At 66.4% G+C, this 15,364-nt stretch carries 18 protein-coding genes, 1 tRNA gene, 2 pseudogenes and 1 riboswitch; of the genes and pseudogenes, 12 read left to right on the top strand and 9 right to left on the bottom strand.

Translation table 11 applies throughout. The annotated features are described in order from the left end of the window. Positions 1 to 29: 29 nt before the first annotated feature. Positions 30 to 1,292 (bottom strand): histidine--tRNA ligase, encoded by a 1,263-nt coding sequence (locus tag SAC06_RS09740; protein ID WP_350258101.1) that lies wholly within the window; start codon positions 1,290 to 1,292, stop codon positions 30 to 32. Positions 1,293 to 1,427: 135 nt separating this feature from the next. On the opposite strand from SAC06_RS09740, the gene SAC06_RS09735 reads away from it, so the two are divergent. Continuing rightward, positions 1,428 to 1,500, top strand: a tRNA-Arg gene (locus SAC06_RS09735). A gap of 57 nt (positions 1,501 to 1,557) precedes the next feature. Here the strand turns inward: SAC06_RS09735 and SAC06_RS09730 are convergent. Genes SAC06_RS09730 through gluQRS form a run of 3 tightly spaced genes read right to left on the bottom strand, consistent with a single transcriptional unit; the run spans position 1,558 to position 3,858 of the window. Then, positions 1,558 to 2,625 (bottom strand): cytochrome P450, encoded by a 1,068-nt coding sequence (locus SAC06_RS09730; RefSeq protein WP_350258100.1) that lies wholly within the window; start codon positions 2,623 to 2,625, stop codon positions 1,558 to 1,560. After that, a complete protein-coding gene (locus SAC06_RS09725) occupies positions 2,618 to 2,926 on the bottom strand; it encodes a thiamine-binding protein (RefSeq protein ID WP_350258099.1) in 309 nt (102 codons plus the stop codon). Before SAC06_RS09725 ends, SAC06_RS09730 begins: the two co-directional genes overlap by 8 nt. A 17-nt stretch (positions 2,927 to 2,943) precedes the next feature. Beyond that, entirely contained in the window at positions 2,944 to 3,858 is a 915-nt protein-coding gene (gene gluQRS / locus SAC06_RS09720; protein ID WP_350258098.1) for a tRNA glutamyl-Q(34) synthetase GluQRS, read from the bottom strand. Between the two features lie 94 nt (positions 3,859 to 3,952). Further along, positions 3,953 to 4,049, top strand: a riboswitch (SAM riboswitch). Positions 4,050 to 4,056: 7 nt separating this feature from the next. On the opposite strand from gluQRS, the gene SAC06_RS09715 reads away from it, so the two are divergent. From SAC06_RS09715 to tadA, 4 genes and pseudogenes are all read left to right on the top strand, one after another. Further along, positions 4,057 to 5,049: a methionine ABC transporter ATP-binding protein gene (locus SAC06_RS09715; RefSeq protein ID WP_350258097.1), complete on the top strand. Its 993-nt coding sequence runs from the start codon at positions 4,057 to 4,059 to the stop codon at positions 5,047 to 5,049. Then, positions 5,046 to 5,734, top strand: a pseudogene (locus SAC06_RS09710) (methionine ABC transporter permease). The gene SAC06_RS09715 and the pseudogene SAC06_RS09710 overlap by 4 nt, the downstream one beginning before the upstream one ends. A 71-nt stretch (positions 5,735 to 5,805) precedes the next feature. Beyond that, positions 5,806 to 6,666: a MetQ/NlpA family ABC transporter substrate-binding protein gene (locus SAC06_RS09705; protein ID WP_350258096.1), complete on the top strand. Its 861-nt coding sequence runs from the start codon at positions 5,806 to 5,808 to the stop codon at positions 6,664 to 6,666. Between the two features lie 28 nt (positions 6,667 to 6,694). Beyond that, complete coding sequence (gene tadA, locus SAC06_RS09700) at positions 6,695 to 7,300, top strand: tRNA adenosine(34) deaminase TadA (protein ID WP_350258095.1); 606 nt, start codon at positions 6,695 to 6,697, stop codon at positions 7,298 to 7,300. Here the strand turns inward: tadA and SAC06_RS09695 are convergent. Further along, on the bottom strand, positions 7,266 to 7,757 hold the full coding sequence (locus tag SAC06_RS09695; protein ID WP_350258094.1) for a phosphoribosyltransferase: 492 nt from the start codon (positions 7,755 to 7,757) through the stop codon (positions 7,266 to 7,268). The two genes, tadA and SAC06_RS09695, sit on opposite strands and share 35 nt — an antisense overlap. A 129-nt stretch (positions 7,758 to 7,886) precedes the next feature. Between SAC06_RS09695 and SAC06_RS09690 the strand changes: the two genes are divergently transcribed. Genes SAC06_RS09690 through SAC06_RS09675 form a run of 4 tightly spaced genes read left to right on the top strand, consistent with a single transcriptional unit; the run spans position 7,887 to position 10,704 of the window. Then, positions 7,887 to 8,231: a hypothetical protein gene (locus tag SAC06_RS09690; protein ID WP_350258093.1), complete on the top strand. Its 345-nt coding sequence runs from the start codon at positions 7,887 to 7,889 to the stop codon at positions 8,229 to 8,231. A 16-nt stretch (positions 8,232 to 8,247) separates the two neighbouring features. Beyond that, on the top strand, positions 8,248 to 9,618 hold the full coding sequence (locus SAC06_RS09685) for a UTP--glucose-1-phosphate uridylyltransferase (protein ID WP_350258092.1): 1,371 nt from the start codon (positions 8,248 to 8,250) through the stop codon (positions 9,616 to 9,618). 38 nt (positions 9,619 to 9,656) lie between these two features. Then, a complete protein-coding gene (locus tag SAC06_RS09680; RefSeq protein WP_350258091.1) occupies positions 9,657 to 10,004 on the top strand; it encodes a hypothetical protein in 348 nt (115 codons plus the stop codon). A 34-nt stretch (positions 10,005 to 10,038) separates the two neighbouring features. Continuing rightward, positions 10,039 to 10,704: a hypothetical protein gene (locus SAC06_RS09675; protein ID WP_350258090.1), complete on the top strand. Its 666-nt coding sequence runs from the start codon at positions 10,039 to 10,041 to the stop codon at positions 10,702 to 10,704. Here SAC06_RS09675 and SAC06_RS09670 read toward each other — a convergent pair. The 3 genes and pseudogenes from SAC06_RS09670 to SAC06_RS09660 all read right to left on the bottom strand — a co-directional run bounded on the left by SAC06_RS09670 (position 10,694) and on the right by SAC06_RS09660 (position 13,001). Beyond that, a complete protein-coding gene (locus tag SAC06_RS09670; protein ID WP_350258089.1) occupies positions 10,694 to 11,191 on the bottom strand; it encodes an amino acid permease in 498 nt (165 codons plus the stop codon). The genes SAC06_RS09675 and SAC06_RS09670 overlap by 11 nt on opposite strands. 118 nt (positions 11,192 to 11,309) lie before the next feature. After that, a pseudogene (locus SAC06_RS09665) lies at positions 11,310 to 12,008 on the bottom strand (amino acid permease); the annotation flags it as partial. A gap of 144 nt (positions 12,009 to 12,152) precedes the next feature. Then, the gene (locus SAC06_RS09660) at positions 12,153 to 13,001 is read right to left on the bottom strand and encodes a DUF3097 family protein (protein ID WP_350258088.1); all 849 of its coding nucleotides are present in this window, start codon (positions 12,999 to 13,001) and stop codon (positions 12,153 to 12,155) included. 135 nt (positions 13,002 to 13,136) lie between these two features. Here SAC06_RS09660 and SAC06_RS09655 point away from each other — a divergent pair, with 135 nt between their 5' ends. The 3 genes from SAC06_RS09655 to SAC06_RS09645 all read left to right on the top strand — a co-directional run bounded on the left by SAC06_RS09655 (position 13,137) and on the right by SAC06_RS09645 (position 15,123). After that, positions 13,137 to 13,307 (top strand): hypothetical protein, encoded by a 171-nt coding sequence (locus SAC06_RS09655; RefSeq protein ID WP_350258087.1) that lies wholly within the window; start codon positions 13,137 to 13,139, stop codon positions 13,305 to 13,307. Between the two features lie 65 nt (positions 13,308 to 13,372). Next, the gene (locus SAC06_RS09650; protein ID WP_350258086.1) at positions 13,373 to 14,473 is read left to right on the top strand and encodes a sensor histidine kinase; all 1,101 of its coding nucleotides are present in this window, start codon (positions 13,373 to 13,375) and stop codon (positions 14,471 to 14,473) included. Continuing rightward, positions 14,470 to 15,123 (top strand): response regulator transcription factor, encoded by a 654-nt coding sequence (locus SAC06_RS09645; RefSeq protein ID WP_350258085.1) that lies wholly within the window; start codon positions 14,470 to 14,472, stop codon positions 15,121 to 15,123. The genes SAC06_RS09650 and SAC06_RS09645 overlap by 4 nt, the downstream gene beginning before the upstream one ends. Here SAC06_RS09645 and SAC06_RS09640 read toward each other — a convergent pair. Then, a complete protein-coding gene (locus SAC06_RS09640) occupies positions 15,120 to 15,323 on the bottom strand; it encodes a hypothetical protein (protein ID WP_350258084.1) in 204 nt (67 codons plus the stop codon). The two genes, SAC06_RS09645 and SAC06_RS09640, sit on opposite strands and share 4 nt — an antisense overlap. Positions 15,324 to 15,364 lie beyond the last annotated feature (41 nt).

The following is a 15,364-nucleotide window of genomic DNA, read 5'->3' as shown; positions in this document are numbered from 1 at the left end:
TCCCGGGCACCGGCCGAGGCGAAGTGGGGCTAGTCCTGGTCGCGCTGGACCGGGCGCAAATCGTCCAAAGTGGCGTCCTCCCGGCGCGAGTCGACAAAGTGAGAGTACCCGTCGGCCGCCAACGACTCGAAGAACTGCCCGCCCAGGCGCCGCGGCGGCACCACCAGGCCCACGGCGTGACCGCTGGCCTGCAGTTCCGCGCGCAGGCGGTAGACCGGCACCGGGTCCGAACCCGGCTTGTACAGCAGCGCCACCCGGTCCTCCTGCTCTTCGGGCAGGTCCACCAGGTCGATGATCCGCTCAAACCCAATCGAGAAGCCGCAGGCGGGCACCTCCCGGCCCAGCCACTTGCCGACCACGTGGTCGTAGCGGCCCCCGCCGGCCACCGAAAAGTTCCGGTACCGGTGGGCCACCTCGAAAATGGGCCCGGTGTAGTAGCCCATCCCCCGAACCAGGGTCGGGTCAAACTCAATCTGGCAGGTTGGGGCCAGGGCGCGAACCGCCGCCACGATGGCGGGCAGGTCGTACAGCGAGACGGTCTTCCCGCTGGGCAGGCTCACCTCGCCCGCGGCCAGGGCCGCCTCGGCGTCGATGTTCAGCGAGACCAGCTCGTCGGCCTGGTCCGGGGTGCACAGGCCCCGCTCCAGCAGCTCGGCCCGCACCCCGTCGGCGCCGATCTTGTCGCTCTTGTCCAGGGCGATCAGGGCCGCATCGTGGTGTTCGGACTCCACCCCGACCGCGGTGAGCAGGTCCACCAGGAAGCGGCGATCCCCCAGCAGCACCCGGATGTCTTCGGCCATCCCCAGGGCAGAGAAAGCGGCCAGCGTCGTCACCAGCAGGTCCACCTCGGCCGTGATGTGCTCGTCCCCAATAATGTCGATGTCGCACTGGCGGAACTGGCGGAACCGTCCCTTTTGGGGGCGCTCGGCCCGCCAGACGGGACCGGTCTGCAGGGCGCGGAACACGCGGGGCAGCTCCGCCGCGTGGGTGGCGTAGAAGCGGGTCAGCGGGACCGTCAGGTCGTAGCGCAGCCCCAGGTCGGAGGCATCGCGGGCGATCACCGGTTCGTCGGCGGGCAGGCCGCGCCGCATGATCTCAAAGATCATCTTTTCGTTCTCGCCGCCCTGGTTGGACAGGAGGCGGGTCAGCGGCTCCACCGCCGGAGTTTCGATCTCATCGAAGCCTGCTTGCCGGTACACGTCACGAATGATGCCCAGCACCCGATCGCGCTTCTTCTTCTCTGCGGGCATGATGTCGCGCATGCCGCGGGCAGGAACCACAGGATTAGCCATGATCCCAGTCTATGAAATTTGGACCCTTCGTGTTGTCGCGGTTCTGTCCGGCGCGTTACAGTGATCCGTATCGCAGAACAGCGATTTGGCATCTGCGCCTGCATCTGCTTATTCTTGATGAGGCCTAGCGGCCATGCGCCCGTAGCTCAATGGATAGAGCATCTGACTACGGATCAGAAGGTTGGGGGTTCGAGTCCCTTCGGGCGCGCAGCAGCCCCTGCCGGTGAGACCCACCGTGCGGGGGTTCCGCTCTTTAACCGCTGCCTCAGTTCAACCAGACCGGGACCGAGTCGTAGCCGCCCGCTGGCGGTTCGGACCGCACCCGCGCCCCATCCATCGCCGGCTCAATCATTCGGGTCGCGGCCAGCAAAGCTTGGATCAGCTCGCGCAGCTGCATGGTGCCCAAATCTCGTCCCGGGCAGGCGTGGCGGCCGGTGCCCCACACCAGGTTGAACTCGGCGTGACCGGCCGGGTCGAAACGCTGCTCGCCGAACACTTCCGGGTCCTGGTTGGCGGCCGTCCAGTTCAGCCGGAGTCGCTGGCCGGCCTGCACCTGGGTGTCGCCCACGGTGACGTCGCGGGTGGCCACCCGTCGACTGGCCATAAACGGATCGTCCAGGCGCATGATCTCATCCAGCACCGCCTGCCATTCCGCGTCGGAAACGCCGGTGCGCAGACGCTGCTGCAGGTGCGGGTTGTCGGCCAGGTAGGCGACGACCACGCCAACGCACTGGGCCATGGTGCCCAGGTCGCCCCCGGTCCAGTTGCGCAGAATCGAGGTGATCTCCTCGTCGGTGAGCGCGCGCCCCAGCGACCGGTCCTGCATCAGCTCGGTGGTGACGTCGTCGGTCGGGTGTTCGCGCCGGAATTTCAGCAGCGAGGTGATGATCTCGTTGTACCAGCGGGCCACCTCGGCCGTCTTCTCCAGTTCCCCGGAGCGGGTGGCCGCAAAGTTGGCGTGGACCCACCGGAGCAGTTCCGCCTCCAGTTCGCGCGGCCAACCCAGCCAGGCGCAGGAGCCGCGAACGGCAAACTGGGCCCCCAGTTCCACCGCGTCGATCGCGTTGGAGCCGGCCACCGCCTCCGCCACCACTTCCTCGGCCAGCTGGCGGGTTCCGGCCTGCAGTTCGGCGACGCGCCGCGGGCTCAGGTACCGGTCCACCAGGGCGCGAAACGCCGTGTGGTACTTGCCGTCCATCCCGTTGGGGACCTGCAGGAAGCGGGAAACCGCGCTGGAGAACGTCCGGTCGTCCCGGGCAATCTCGGTCACCAGGGCGTGGTCGTTGACCTGAACCGTCCCGTCCCCGTCCAGCTGAATCGGGCAGTCACTCATGCTGGGCCAACTCTGCGTTCAGGCGCTCAACTTTGCCGTGCATGGCGTCGACCTGGCCGGGGCGCAGGTCTGCTTTCAGCACCAGCGAGACCCGGGGCGACACTTCCGCCACTGCGTCGCAGGCGCGCTTGATCACGGGCATTACCTGATCCCACTCGCCTTCCACAATGGTGAACATCGAGTTGGTTTCGGTGGGCAGGCCCGAGTCGTTGACGACTTTCACGGCCCGGGCCACAATGTGAGCCATGGAGCCGTCGGGCTGGTCGGACGTCGCGGGGGCAATCGAAAATGCAAATAACATACGTCCAGTGTACGAACTCAACCGCCCCGGTGGGGCCGAAGTCCCGTTGTGACGCCAAACTCATAGGGGACCAGCGGCAGGTCTGCGGGGGTGAAAGTGTTGCGAAATTCCGCCAGGCTGGTGACCGCGGGTCCGCCGAGGGATCCGGTCAGCAACTCCAGCACCCGCTCGGTCGGCCAGCCCAGGTCCTCCAGGGTGACCGCGCCGTCCCGCTTGGCCAGGCGTTGACCAGCACTGTTCACCACCAGCGGCACGTGGGCGTAGGTCGGGGTGCGGTAGCCGAGCAGCTGCGCCAGGTAGGCCTGCCCGGGCGAGGTGGGCAGCAGGTCGGCCCCGCGGACCACCTGATCCACCCCCGTCTCACCGTCGTCGACCACGCAGGCCAGGTTGTAGGCGGGGGCGCCGTCGCCCCGGCGGAGGACAAACGAGTCGACCGGGCCCGAATAGTCGCCGAAGAACTCGTCGTGAACGGTCCAGTCGCGTTTGGGCGAGCGGAGCCGGAGGGCCGGGGCCCGATCCCCGAGTTGGGCGCGGCGCTCCTGCCGCTCCGCCTCACTCAGGTGGGCGCAGGTGCCCGGGTAGTGGTGCGGGGGAGTGTGGGGCGCGCGGGTCGCCTCGGCAATTTCCCGCCGGGTGCAGTAGCACTCAAACAGCTGGTCCCGCTCCGCCAGCTCGGCCAGCACCTCGTCGTAGCGGGCGAGGCGGGAAGTCTGCGTCAGGACCGGGCCGTCCCAGTCCAGGCCCAGGCTGGCCAGCTCGGCAATTTGCTGGTCAGCGGCCCCGGTCCGGTGCGGGTCAATGTCCTCAATTCGGAGCCAGAAGCGGCGGCCGGTTTGCCGCGCCATCACCCAGGCCACCAGGGCGGTGCGCAGGTTCCCAATGTGCAGGGGACCCGAGGGGGACGGGGCGTAGCGGCCAGCTCCTTCACTCATGAGCACTCAGTCTAATACGTCACGTTTGCCCCGGATTGTCCAAAATTTGGCTTTGAAAGTGTTCCGCTCCAGGTTTGCCCCTTATGCTGGTGGTTGGCCATCTAGAGCAGCTGAGAGTCCTGGCTCGAGGAAGCTGCAGCAACCTGATCCGGGATTCCGCAGGCAGGTGCTACTGCCAGGGTCGATGGAGGTGACACTTTGATCAGTCTTGTGGACGTCAGCAAGATCTACCAGATGCCTGGTGGGTCCAATGTTGTCGCCCTGGACAACGTGTCACTGGAAGTTGAACAGGGAGCCATTCACGGCATTGTTGGACAGTCCGGGGCCGGCAAGTCCACCCTGATTCGCTGTCTGACCGCGCTCGAACGTCCCACCAGTGGCCAGGTGCTGGTCGACGGGTTCGACATGGCCGCCCTGTCCCGGTCCCAGCTGCGCGACGCGCGGCGCCGGATCGGCATGGTGTTCCAGCAGGCCAACCTGTTGGACGCGCGGACGGCCGCCGCCAACATTGGCTACCCCCTCAAGATTGCCCGCCAACCCGCCGACCAAATCAAGGCGCGGGTCGAAGAACTGTTGGGCCTCGTGGGCCTGGCCGGGCGCGGCGACTCCTACCCGGCGCAACTGTCCGGGGGGCAGCAGCAGCGGGTTGGGATTGCCCGCGGGATGGCCTCGAACCCGCCGGTGCTGCTTTGCGATGAGCCGACTTCGGCCCTGGACCAAGAGTCCACCGACCAGATCTTGACCCTGCTGAAAGAGCTGCGGGACGCCTCGGGCGTCACCGTGGTGATCATCACCCACCAGATGAGCGTGGTCACCGAAATCTGCGACTCCGTCACCCTGCTGCAAAACGGGCGCGTGGTCCAGAGCGGCTCGGTGGACCAGGTGCTCTCCGACGTGGGCTCGCCCCTGTCGGAAGCGCTGATTCCCCCGCCCTCGGTGGAAGACGCTGACCTGCGTCCCGGCACCAAGCTGCTGGACGTGGCCTTCACTTCCCGGCCGGGCGTTCCCACCGGGGCCACCATGCTGAACCTGATTGCCTCCATGGGGGGCGACATCGCCTCGGGCCGGTTTGAGTCAATTGGGGAACTCCAGGTGGGCCGCCTCGCGGTTTCGGTCCCCGCCTACAGCGCGGCCTCGATTATCGAGGAGCTGCGCCGGAACAACGTCGCGGTGGAAGAGAGGACCCAATGATTCCATTCGGTCCGAACGATCCCACCTGGCTGGACAACCCGGCCCTGACCACCCAGCTGTTGCCCGCGGTGCGCGACACCCTCTACATGGTGTTCAGCTCCGGGATCCTGACCGTCCTGTTCGGTCTGCCCCTCGGGCTGCTGCTGGTGTCCTCCGGTCCGGCGGGTCTGCGCCCGCGCCCAGCCCTGAACCGGGCGGTCGGCCTGATCGTCAACATTGGCCGCTCCTTCCCGTTCATCATTCTGATCATCGCGATCCAGCCGTTTACCCGTCTGCTGGTGGGAACCACGCTCGGCTGGAAAGCGGTGGTGGTGCCCCTGACCATTGGGGCCATTCCGTTCTTTGCCCGCCTGGTGGAAACCAACATCGCCTCGATCCACCCGGGCAAAATTGAGGCTGCCCAGATGATGGGGGCCTCACATCTGCGCATCCAGTGGGGTGTGCAGGTGCGCGAGGCGTTGCCCCAGTTGGTTCAGTCCACCACCGTGCTGCTGATTACCCTGGTCGGATACTCGGCCATGGCCGGCGCCGTGGGGGCGGGGGCCTGGGGCAGATGGCCATCAACTACGGTTACGTCCGCTACCAGAACGACGTCATGCTGGTCACGGTGGTGTTGATCATCATCCTGGTCCAAGCGATCCAAATGGTCGGTGACATGATCAGCCGGTTGGTGGATCACCGCTAAGGAATCCCCAACCGGAGTCAAACCCCAAAATCATGCCACCACTAGGCCAAAAATCGAAGGAAGAAAGAACCATGCGTAAGATCCGTAATTTTGCTCTGATTGGCGCCGCGGGGGCCCTGGCCCTGGCCGGCTGCTCCACCGGAACGTCCGACCAGTCCACCGACCAGTCGGCCGATCAGTCCACCAGCCAGTCCGATGCGGCGGCGAGCGGCGAGACGGTCACCCTGACCGTGGGGGCCTCCCCCAGCCCGCACGCTGTCATCCTGCAGTACGTGCAGGACAACCTGGCCGCCGATGCGGGCCTGGACCTGAAGATCGTTGAATACACCGACTACGTCCAGCCGAACGAGGCGCTGGCCGCCGGGGACCTGGATGCCAACTACTTCCAGACCATCCCCTACCTGGAGGAAGAGTCCGAAGCCCGTGGCTACGACTTCGTCGCCGGGGAAGGCATCCACCTGGAGCCGCTGGCGATCTACTCCGACAAGATTGAGTCGCTGGACGATCTGCCCGAGGGCGCCAAGATCGGGATCATCAACGACCCGACCAACCAGGGCCGCGCCCTGGCGCTGCTGGCCGAAAACGGCCTGGTCGAGCTGCCCGCCTCCGGTGACGTCAACGTCAACACCGTGACCAAGAAGAAGGACTTCACCTTCGTTGAGACCGAGGGCGCCCAGCTGGGCCGGTCCCTGGCGGACGTGGACATCGCCGTGATCAACGGCAACTTCGCGCAGGAAGCGGGCCTGGCCCCCGCCGACTCGCTGGCGATTGAGTCCACCGAGAACAACCCGGCCCTGAATGTCCTGGTGTGGGCCAAGGGCTCGCCTAAGGAGGACTCCATCAAGAAGCTGGACGAGCTGCTGCACTCCCCGGAGGTAGCCGAGTTCATTCAGCAGCAGTGGCCTGATGGCTCGGTTATCCCCGCCGCCTAACCCGCTGTGAGCAGGCCTCCCCACCCAGGTGGGGAGGCTTTTGCTCTCCCCGCGAGGGCCGGTAAAAGTGCAGGCCCCAGCGCCGGCCCAGCGGGGGCTTTTCCGCTATCCTGGTCGCGTGTGGTCCCCGCAAGAATATGAAGCAGCGATGTCGAGGGCGCTTCGATACGCCCACGAATGTTCGCGCACCGGCGACGTTCCGGTGGGCGCGGTGGTCCTCGATGAGGACGGGCAGGTAATCGGGCGCGGCTGGAACCGGCGCGAAGAGCTGAACGACCCGACCGCTCACGCCGAAATCTTGGCGCTCCGGTCGGCCGGGGTGGCCCGCGGAAACTGGAACCTGCAGGGGTGCACCCTGGTGGTCACGCTGGAACCGTGCACCATGTGCGCGGGGGCGATTGTCCACTCGCGGGTCGACCGCCTCGTGTTCGGCGCCTGGGATCCCAAGGCGGGGGCCTGTGGATCCCTGCGCGACGTGGTGCGGGACTCGCGGCTAAACCACCAGGTGGAAGTGATCGCCGGCGTGCTGGAAGACCAGGCCTCCATTCAGCTGAAAGGCTTCTTCGCGCAGCGGCGGATGAGCGACTCCTCCGGGTTCTTCACACCGGGGGCAAAGTGGACCAGGGGAAGCTGATCCAACGATCCGTTGAGCGCCAGCAGTAGTCGGGCTCGATGATGGTTCGGGATTTGCGGTACAGCACCGCGGTCCGGACCTCGAAGCGAACCAGCTCACCGGCCGGGTCGCGCACCCCCTGCTTGGACAGCAGGTCCACCACCAGTTTCAGCGTCTTGCCAGAGTCGGCCACGTCGTCGATGATCAGGGCCCGCCCACCTAGGTCGGCGCTGACCTCCATGAACGGGGGCAGCAGCAGCGGCTCCGCCAGGGTCGTCCCCTCGCCGGTGTAGAACTCGACGTTGATCGAGCCGATGGTCTTCAGGTCAAGGGCGTAGGCGAGGGCCCCGCCGGGGATCAGGCCACCCCGAGCCAGACTAATCAGGAGGTCCGGCTCCCACCCGGAGTCGCGCACCTGCCGGGCCAACTCGCGCGAGGCCTCGCCAAACTCGGTCCAGGTGAGGATTTCCTTGTCCATGGGGTCCGCTCCTTCCGTTTCCTGCCATTCTAATGTCAGCGTGGGTTCGCCTCGTCCACCGGGACATAAAACCGAGGTGGGCGCCAGAAAACTCGGTAGGCTTAAGGCGGAGAGATTAAAGGGGATGTCATGGGTCGTGAAATGAATGCCAACATTGTTGATCGCGGTTCGGCACCCGATTGGCTGATTATCGCCTTCGGAGCTGTCATCGCGGTCTTGGCGTTTGTCAACGACACCATCTCTACTCCCTGGGGGATCGTCGTGGGCCTGGTGGTGGTCGTGGCCGGATGCTACGACATGTTCCAACCCAGCGCGCTGGCGGTCCTGGCCGAGGCGGTGGCCGGCGCCCTCGTGTTCGCCCTGCCCTGGATCGGGGGCTTTGCGGCCAGCTCGATCGCCTGGCTGGTTTGGGCGATCGGCCTTCTCACCGTTGTCAGCGCTGCCTGGTCGTGGGCATCGCACCCAACCAACTAACGAATAAGGGGAATCCATGTCGGGTCTGTTGGCCGCGCAGGAGAAAATGCGAGCAGCCGGAGTCAGCGAAGCTGCCATCGAGGTGTTCTCGCACTACTACCACCAGCTGGAACAGGGCGTCACCGGCATGATTCCCGAAGACACGATTGAGCCCTACCTGGATCCGCCGCTCCTGGCCGACCTGACCGTGTCGGAGGAAGCCGCCCGCGCGGCCCTCGCCCAGACGGCCATCATCAAACTCAACGGGGGCCTCGGCACCTCAATGGGGTTGGATCGCGCCAAGACGCTGCTGGAAGTGCGGGAGGGAAAAAACTTCCTGGACCTGATCGTCGGCCAGGTGCAGTCGGTGCGGGAACGCTACGACGTCCAACTGCCGCTGCTGTTCATGACTTCCTTCCGGACGGACGATGACACCCAATCCTATTTGGCGCGCTACCCCGAACTGGCGGTCGGGGACCTGCCGCTGACTTTCGTGCAGAACCAGGAGCCGAAGCTGCGGGCCGACGACCTGACCCCGGTCTCCTGGCCGGCCGACCCGACCCTGGAGTGGTGCCCGCCCGGACACGGGGACCTGTACACCGCCCTGATCGGCTCCGGGATTCTGGATCAGCTGCTGGCGGCCGGCTACCGCTACGCCAGCGTCTCCAACGGGGACAACCTGGGGGCCTACCCGAGCCCCACCATTGCCGGTTGGTTTGCCAGCACCGGCGCGCCCTACGCGGCGGAACTGTGCCGGCGAACCATCAACGACAAGAAGGGTGGCCACCTGGCCCGGCGCAAGCGTGACGGCCAGCTGATTCTGCGCGACACCGCCCAGACGCTGCCCGAGGAGATGGACTTCTTCACCGACGAGCATCGCCACCCCTACTTCCACACCAACAACCTGTGGATGGATCTGCGCCAGCTGAAGGACCGCCTGACGGGCGGCTCGGCCGTGTTGGGCCTGCCCCTGATCCGCAATGAGAAAACCGTGGATCCGACCGACTCTGATTCGACCCCGGTGATCCAGGTTGAAACCGCCATGGGCGCGGCGATCGAAGTCTTCCCCGGGTCGACGGCCATCTGCGTGGGCCGGGACCGGTTCCTCCCGGTCAAGACCACCAACGAGCTGCTGCTGCTGCGCTCCGACGTGTACCGATTGAGCCCGGCGGGTCGCCTCGAAACCGATCTGGACCACTCCCCGGAGGTGGCCCTGAGCGGGAAGTACTACAAGACCATCGCCAAGTTTGACCAGCGGATCCCGAGTGCACCTTCGCTTCGGGCCGCGACCAAACTGCAGGTGGACGGGGATTGGCAGTTTGAGGCGGGGGTGACCATCGCCGGTGCGGCCGAGTTCGGGCCCGAAGGCGGCACCGTCACCGCGGGGGTGCACGGCTCCGCCCAGTAGCTGATGCGACCTCGGTCACAGCAGACTAGGGTGTTTGGATGGACACCAAGCTAAACCAAGCAGCTGTTGATCAGGCCAAAGAGCTAATCAAGCAGGGGAAGGTCGTCCTCGACGAACATGGGGACTGGACCGAGAGTAAACCCGACGCGGAGGCGGAAAACCGCTTCCTGGACCGCGAGGGATTTGCCGCCTACGGGCGGTGGTACCTGGGGGTGAAGCCGGGGGAGGACCCGGAGGAAAAGGGCAGCTACTCGTTCCCCTACGGCGATTTTCGCCGCGTCCACCGCTCCGGCCTGATCGCGGTCGAGCAGCGGGCCGCCCAGTACGGACACCGGGAGATCGAGGCGGCAGCCAAGGAACTGTTGGGGCTGCTGCCCGACCGGTAGAATTGTGAACACCTGCGGGGGAAAGGGAGAAACAATGAAGAAACTGAAGCTAACTGTGGGGCTGGCGGCCGCGAGCTTGGCCCTGGCGGCCTGCAGCCAAACTCCCACCCCCGCCCAAAGTGAGACCACCCCGGCGCCAACCCCGGTCGAGTCGACCCAGTCTGATGCGCCTCAATCAGAGGCAGAGGGTGCCTCCCCGGCTCCCTCCGCCTCGCCCGCCGAGAGCGAAAGCTCAACCACCCCGATCCAGGGCGACCGGTGGGTGAACGAAATTGTGCCCGTGGAACCCGACTACGACCGGGCGGCAGGGTCCAACCTGCTGATCCACGACGTGCGGGTGGGGGAACACCCGGGCTTCTACCGGGTTGTGTTCGAGTTTGTCGGCGACGGCACCCCCGGCTGGCACGGCTCCTGGAGCGACACCGTCCCGGTGGAGCAGGGACGCGGAGAACCGCTTTCGGTCACCGGGTCCACCTTCCTGGACTTGGCTTTCACCGGGGTGCAGATGCCGATGGACGACGCGGACTACGAGGTTTACTACCAGGGACCGGACACCCTCTCAGTCGGGCCGATCGAGATCGATGTGGATGGCACGTTCGAGGGTCAACTGCACGTTGGCTTGGGTTTGGATCAGCAGCGGCAACTGCAGATCGCCACGCTCTCCAACCCGACCCGCGTGGTGCTGGACATCAAGAACTAGCTTGGCGCCGCTGTCGAGACCGGGTGAGTAGGTAGGCGCCGCCCAGCACCACCAGGTAGGGCAGTCCCGCGTACCAGACGATGGGCAGCAGCGGGTACAGCAGGATGAAGATGGCGGCGCACGCCCCGATCACGATCCAGTTGGTGACCGGTGAGAACGCCAGACGGTGCGGGGGAAGTTCGGCCGTGGCCCGGCGGAACTTAAGGTGCGTGTACATGACGGTGGACCAGGTCACCAGCACCCCGGCGGTGGCGCACCCGTACAGGGTGAGGAACGCGTCGTCCGGGCTGACCAGGGACAGGATCGAAGCCAGCACCATGCCTGCGGTCGCAATCCCGACCGCGGTTCGGGGCGAGCCGTTCTGGCAGGTGTGGGCCGCTGCCCTGGGGGCCATCCCGTCCAGGGCCAGCGAGTGGATCATCCGGCTGGAGGCGTACAGGCAGCCGTTGGCCGCGGACAGTGCCGCCACAATCAGCACCGCGTTCATCAGGTCGGCCGCCGCCGGAATCCCCACCAGGTCCAGCACCTTGACGAAGGGGGGATTCGTCCACGGTTCCGTGTGAGGCGCCGGTCTGATCCCAGGGTTGCAGGGTGACGACGACAAAAATGGCCAGCAGGTAGAACACCAGCAGTCGCCAGATCATGTTCCGGGCCGCCCGGGGCACGTCCCGAGAGGGATTTTCCGACTCGGCCGCGGCCACCGAGACGTTTTCGATCCCGCCAAACGAGAACAGCGCCAGGCAGGTGGCGGCAATGATCCCGGTGAACCCGCCCGGGGCAAAGCCGCCGTGCTGCGTCAGGTTGCCGAGGCCGGTGGGAGGCGTGGTGGGGGTGCCGACGAAGATCAGGTACAGGCCCAGCGTAATAAACACGACGATGGCGATCACCTTGATCATCGAGAACCAGTACTCGCTGGAGCCGTAGAGGCGGACCGTCACCAGGTTCAGGCCCACGATGAAGAGGGAACAGAGCGCGGTCCCCACCCCGAGGGACAGGCCCGGAAACCAGTACCGCAGGTAGGTGGCGGCGGCCGTCACCTCCGCGCCGACCGCAATCAGCATCACAATGGCGAAGTTCCAGCGGGTCAGGAAGCCGCCGAACGGGCCGACGTACTTGGCTGCCACCGCGCCGTAGCCACCCGGGACCGGGTAGGCCACCACCATTTCGGCCAGGGCCCACACCACCGACAGGGCCATCAGGCCGGCCAGCAGGTACGAGATCAGAGTGGACGGACCGGCGTGAGCAATGGTTGTGCCGGAACCCAAGAACAGTCCCGTCCCCAGGGCCCCGGCCAGTCCGATCATGGAGATCTGTGCCGAGGTAAGTCGGCGGGACAGGTCTGTTTTGGTGGCCGTCATGAGGCTCCTTCTAGTCGGGCAGCGCCAACTAGCGTAGTCCTCCCGGGCCGCAAACCACTGGGACCGTTGGGCTTTTGGGCGTGAAAGTGCTCATAGCGTGCCCGGTTCAGTCACGAAGTCGATCAGCTGTTCAACCGGGCGGAGCAGGTCCACCTCCAGGTCGCGGTAGGTCCGCACCCGGGAGAGCAGGAACTGCCACCCCTCGGCAATGTCTGCCTGGTTGGCCGCGGGCAGTCCCAGGTGGGTGAGGGTCCCCACCTTGATGTCGACCGACCGGGGAATGGTGGGCCACTCATCGAGGCCCACCCGGGTCGGCTTGATCGCCTGCCAGATGTCCACGAACGGGTGACCGAGGACCAGCACGGTCGGACCCCAGCGCCGGCGAACCGAGTCGGCAATCCTGGTTTCCTTTGACCCCGGGACCAGGTGGTCCAGCAGGACGCCGGCCCGGGCCGAGTCGGTGGGGCCGAAAACTTCCAGCACCTCTTCCAGGTGGTCGGCCCCGTCCAGCAGCTCGACCGCGACCCCCTCCTGGGCCAGGTCGACCCCCCAGACGTGCTGGATCAGTTCCGCATCGTGGCGGCCCTCGACCCAGAGGCGGCTCTGCTTGGCCACCCGGGCCCGGCGCTCGGCCGGCAACCGGGAGCCCGAGTTAGTTTGGCCGGGGCCCCGACGGTGGGTGGGACGAGGCGGCAGGGCCACAATTGGTTGGCCGTCGAGCCAGAAACCCGGCCCGAGGGGGAAGCCGCGCCGGTTTCCGTAGCGGTCCTCCAACTCCACCAGGTGCATGCCGCCGGATTTCTCCACGTGGGTCACCGCCCCGACAAAACCGGTGGAGGGGTCCTCAAGCACCATACCGACTTCGACTGGCACCTCCCGGGTTGCGGGACGAGCGTGTGGGTCTTGGCGCAGAACATCTGGCCCGTAGGGGTCAATCATGGGGCCAGTTTAGTGGCCCGCTCCGACAGGTCGATTTTGGGCTGGCGGAGGCGATCCCAACATTTGTCTGTACCGCTCCGAGTGAAAAAAGGGCAAAATGAGAGGCGACCCGTCCAGTTTCAGTGAGGAACTACGATGAAAAAACGATTGTTGACCGTCGCGTGCGCCCTCGGATTCACGCTGGCGGTAGCCGTGCCTGTCCAGGCGGTCGCGCCCGCGCAGTCAGCCCCTCGGGTTGGCGCCAGCATCATCATCCCCCGGGCGACCTGGTTCTGCGTCGTCTTCCCCAGCTGGCCCTACTGCTAACGGTGAGAAAACGCCGCCACACTCCGTTGATCACCGGGGGCAGTGTCCCTCCGAGCGGGGGGCGGATGGCCGTGTTCGTTGCCTTCGCCGCGGTGGTGTTGCTGCTGGAGGCCACCGCCAACGAGGCGTCAATCGCTGCCGACCGGTGGCAGATGATGTGGTCGATCCTGGCCGCCGTCCTGATCGCCCTGATGGCCTGGTTTCCGGCCGGGGCTGGCAGCGCGTTCTGCGTGCTGGTGGTGGCCGACACGATCATGGCGCCCAGCGAAGGGGTACTGCTCTTTCCGGTGATGGGCCTGTACGCCATCCTGGCGGACTGGATTTCCAGGCGCTGGTACTGGCAGGCGGCAGTTGCGTTCCTCGCGGTCGACGGCGCGGTGCTGCTGCGTTCCTCCACCATCAGCGCGGACCTGGTTGGCATTGCCATTGGCTTGGCCGGGGCGGTGGGCCTGGGGTTTGGGATCCAGGTGCTGGACCGGCGGATGCGCGCGATGCACTCGCGAATCGAGGTGGCCCGCCAGGAAGTGATCGATGCGGAACGTTCGGTGCGTCAAGACATTGCCGCCAGCCTGCACGACACGGTGGCGCGGGACCTGTCGGGGATCATCGTTACCAGTGACGTGGCGCTGGCGCGCTGCACCGATCACGCGCTGGGGGACCAGTTGCAGACGATCAACTCGTCCGCCCGGGCATCGCTGCGCCGGGTGCGGGCGCTGATCGGGGGGTTGCGTTCCTCCGATCCAAACGTGTCCCTGGCCGAGGTGATCCACACCTGCCGGGTCATGCTCCAGGTGTGTGAGGTGAGCTTGAACTCTGAGCTGCCGGCAGAGCTGGACCAGCAGCTGACGCAGCGCCAACGTTCCCTGCTGGCCCTGGCCATTCGCGAAGGGACCAGCAACATCTTGAAATATGCCCAGCCTGGATCCAGTGCCAACCTGCTGCTAGAGGGGCTGCCCGACCGGGCGGTGGCGCTGACCATCGTCAGTGACGTGCCCGCGGCCCAACGCCTCGACCCGCGCCCGGCCGAGCTCAGTGGCGGCTTCGGGCTGGCCAACCTGGCCTCCCGGGTCAGTGACGTGGCCGGCTCAATCGACTTTGGCCGCTCCGGCGGTCGGTGGGTGCTGTCGGTGACCGTGCCGGCCGGGGTGGGGGTGGACCCGGAGTGAATGTGTTGCGAGTGCTGTTAGCGGACGACGACCCAATCTACCGGCAGGGGTTGCAGGCTCTGCTGACCGAGCGCGCCGACGTGGATTTGGTGGCGGTCGTCCCCAACGGAGCTTCGGCCCTGAGCGTGCTGGAACGCTCCGAGGTGGATGTGGCCCTGCTGGATGTGGACATGCCCGGGGTGGATGGGATCAGTGCCGCCCGCCAGATTGGTGAGCGTCACCCGGAGGTGACCGTGGTGATGCTGACCGCCTTCGAGCACGACGAGTCGTTGAAACAGGCGATTGCAGCCGGGGCGAAGGGCTTCTTGACCAAGGATCTGGAGGTTGATCGGATCTGCGCCCTGGCGCGCGAGGCGGCGGCGGGGGCGGTGGTGATGGGCCCGCGGCCCACGGCGATGCTGGCCGAGGCCTACTTCGCCAGCACCGAGGTGGATGAGGAGTTCGCCCGGACGCTGTCCGAGTTGCCGCCGCGCCTGGGAGCGCTGGTGGAGTACCTGATTGAGGCGTGCCCAAACCGGGAGATTGCCCAGCGTCTGGGGTTGAGTGAGGCGACGGTCCGCGGTTACGTCTCGGAGATTCTGGCGGCCACCGGGTGCGCTTCCCGCTCCCAGCTGGCAGTCCGGGCCCTGCGGGCCGGGTACTCCGCCTAGCGAGCGGGGGTTCCCGGCTCAGCCCCGAATTCCAGCCCAGTCCTGAATTCCAGCACCGTGGGGGCCGCAGCGGCGAGGACCAGTTTGCTCTCGTCGAGGCGCGGGCGCATCAGCGTGCGCAGCAGACGCTGGCGATGCTTGGCGCGCTGGTTCTCCCGCCGCAACTGGGCGGCGTCCTCCATCGTGGTCTGTCCGGTCATGCTCACCTCCCGAAGTCCGGCCTTGCTGACCTCAGCTTGGC

This window comes from Scrofimicrobium sp. R131, from assembly GCF_040256745.1.
In the GTDB taxonomy this organism is placed as follows: Bacteria; Actinomycetota; Actinomycetes; order Actinomycetales; family Actinomycetaceae; genus Scrofimicrobium; species Scrofimicrobium appendicitidis.
This window is presented reverse-complemented; position numbering and strand designations above follow the sequence as displayed.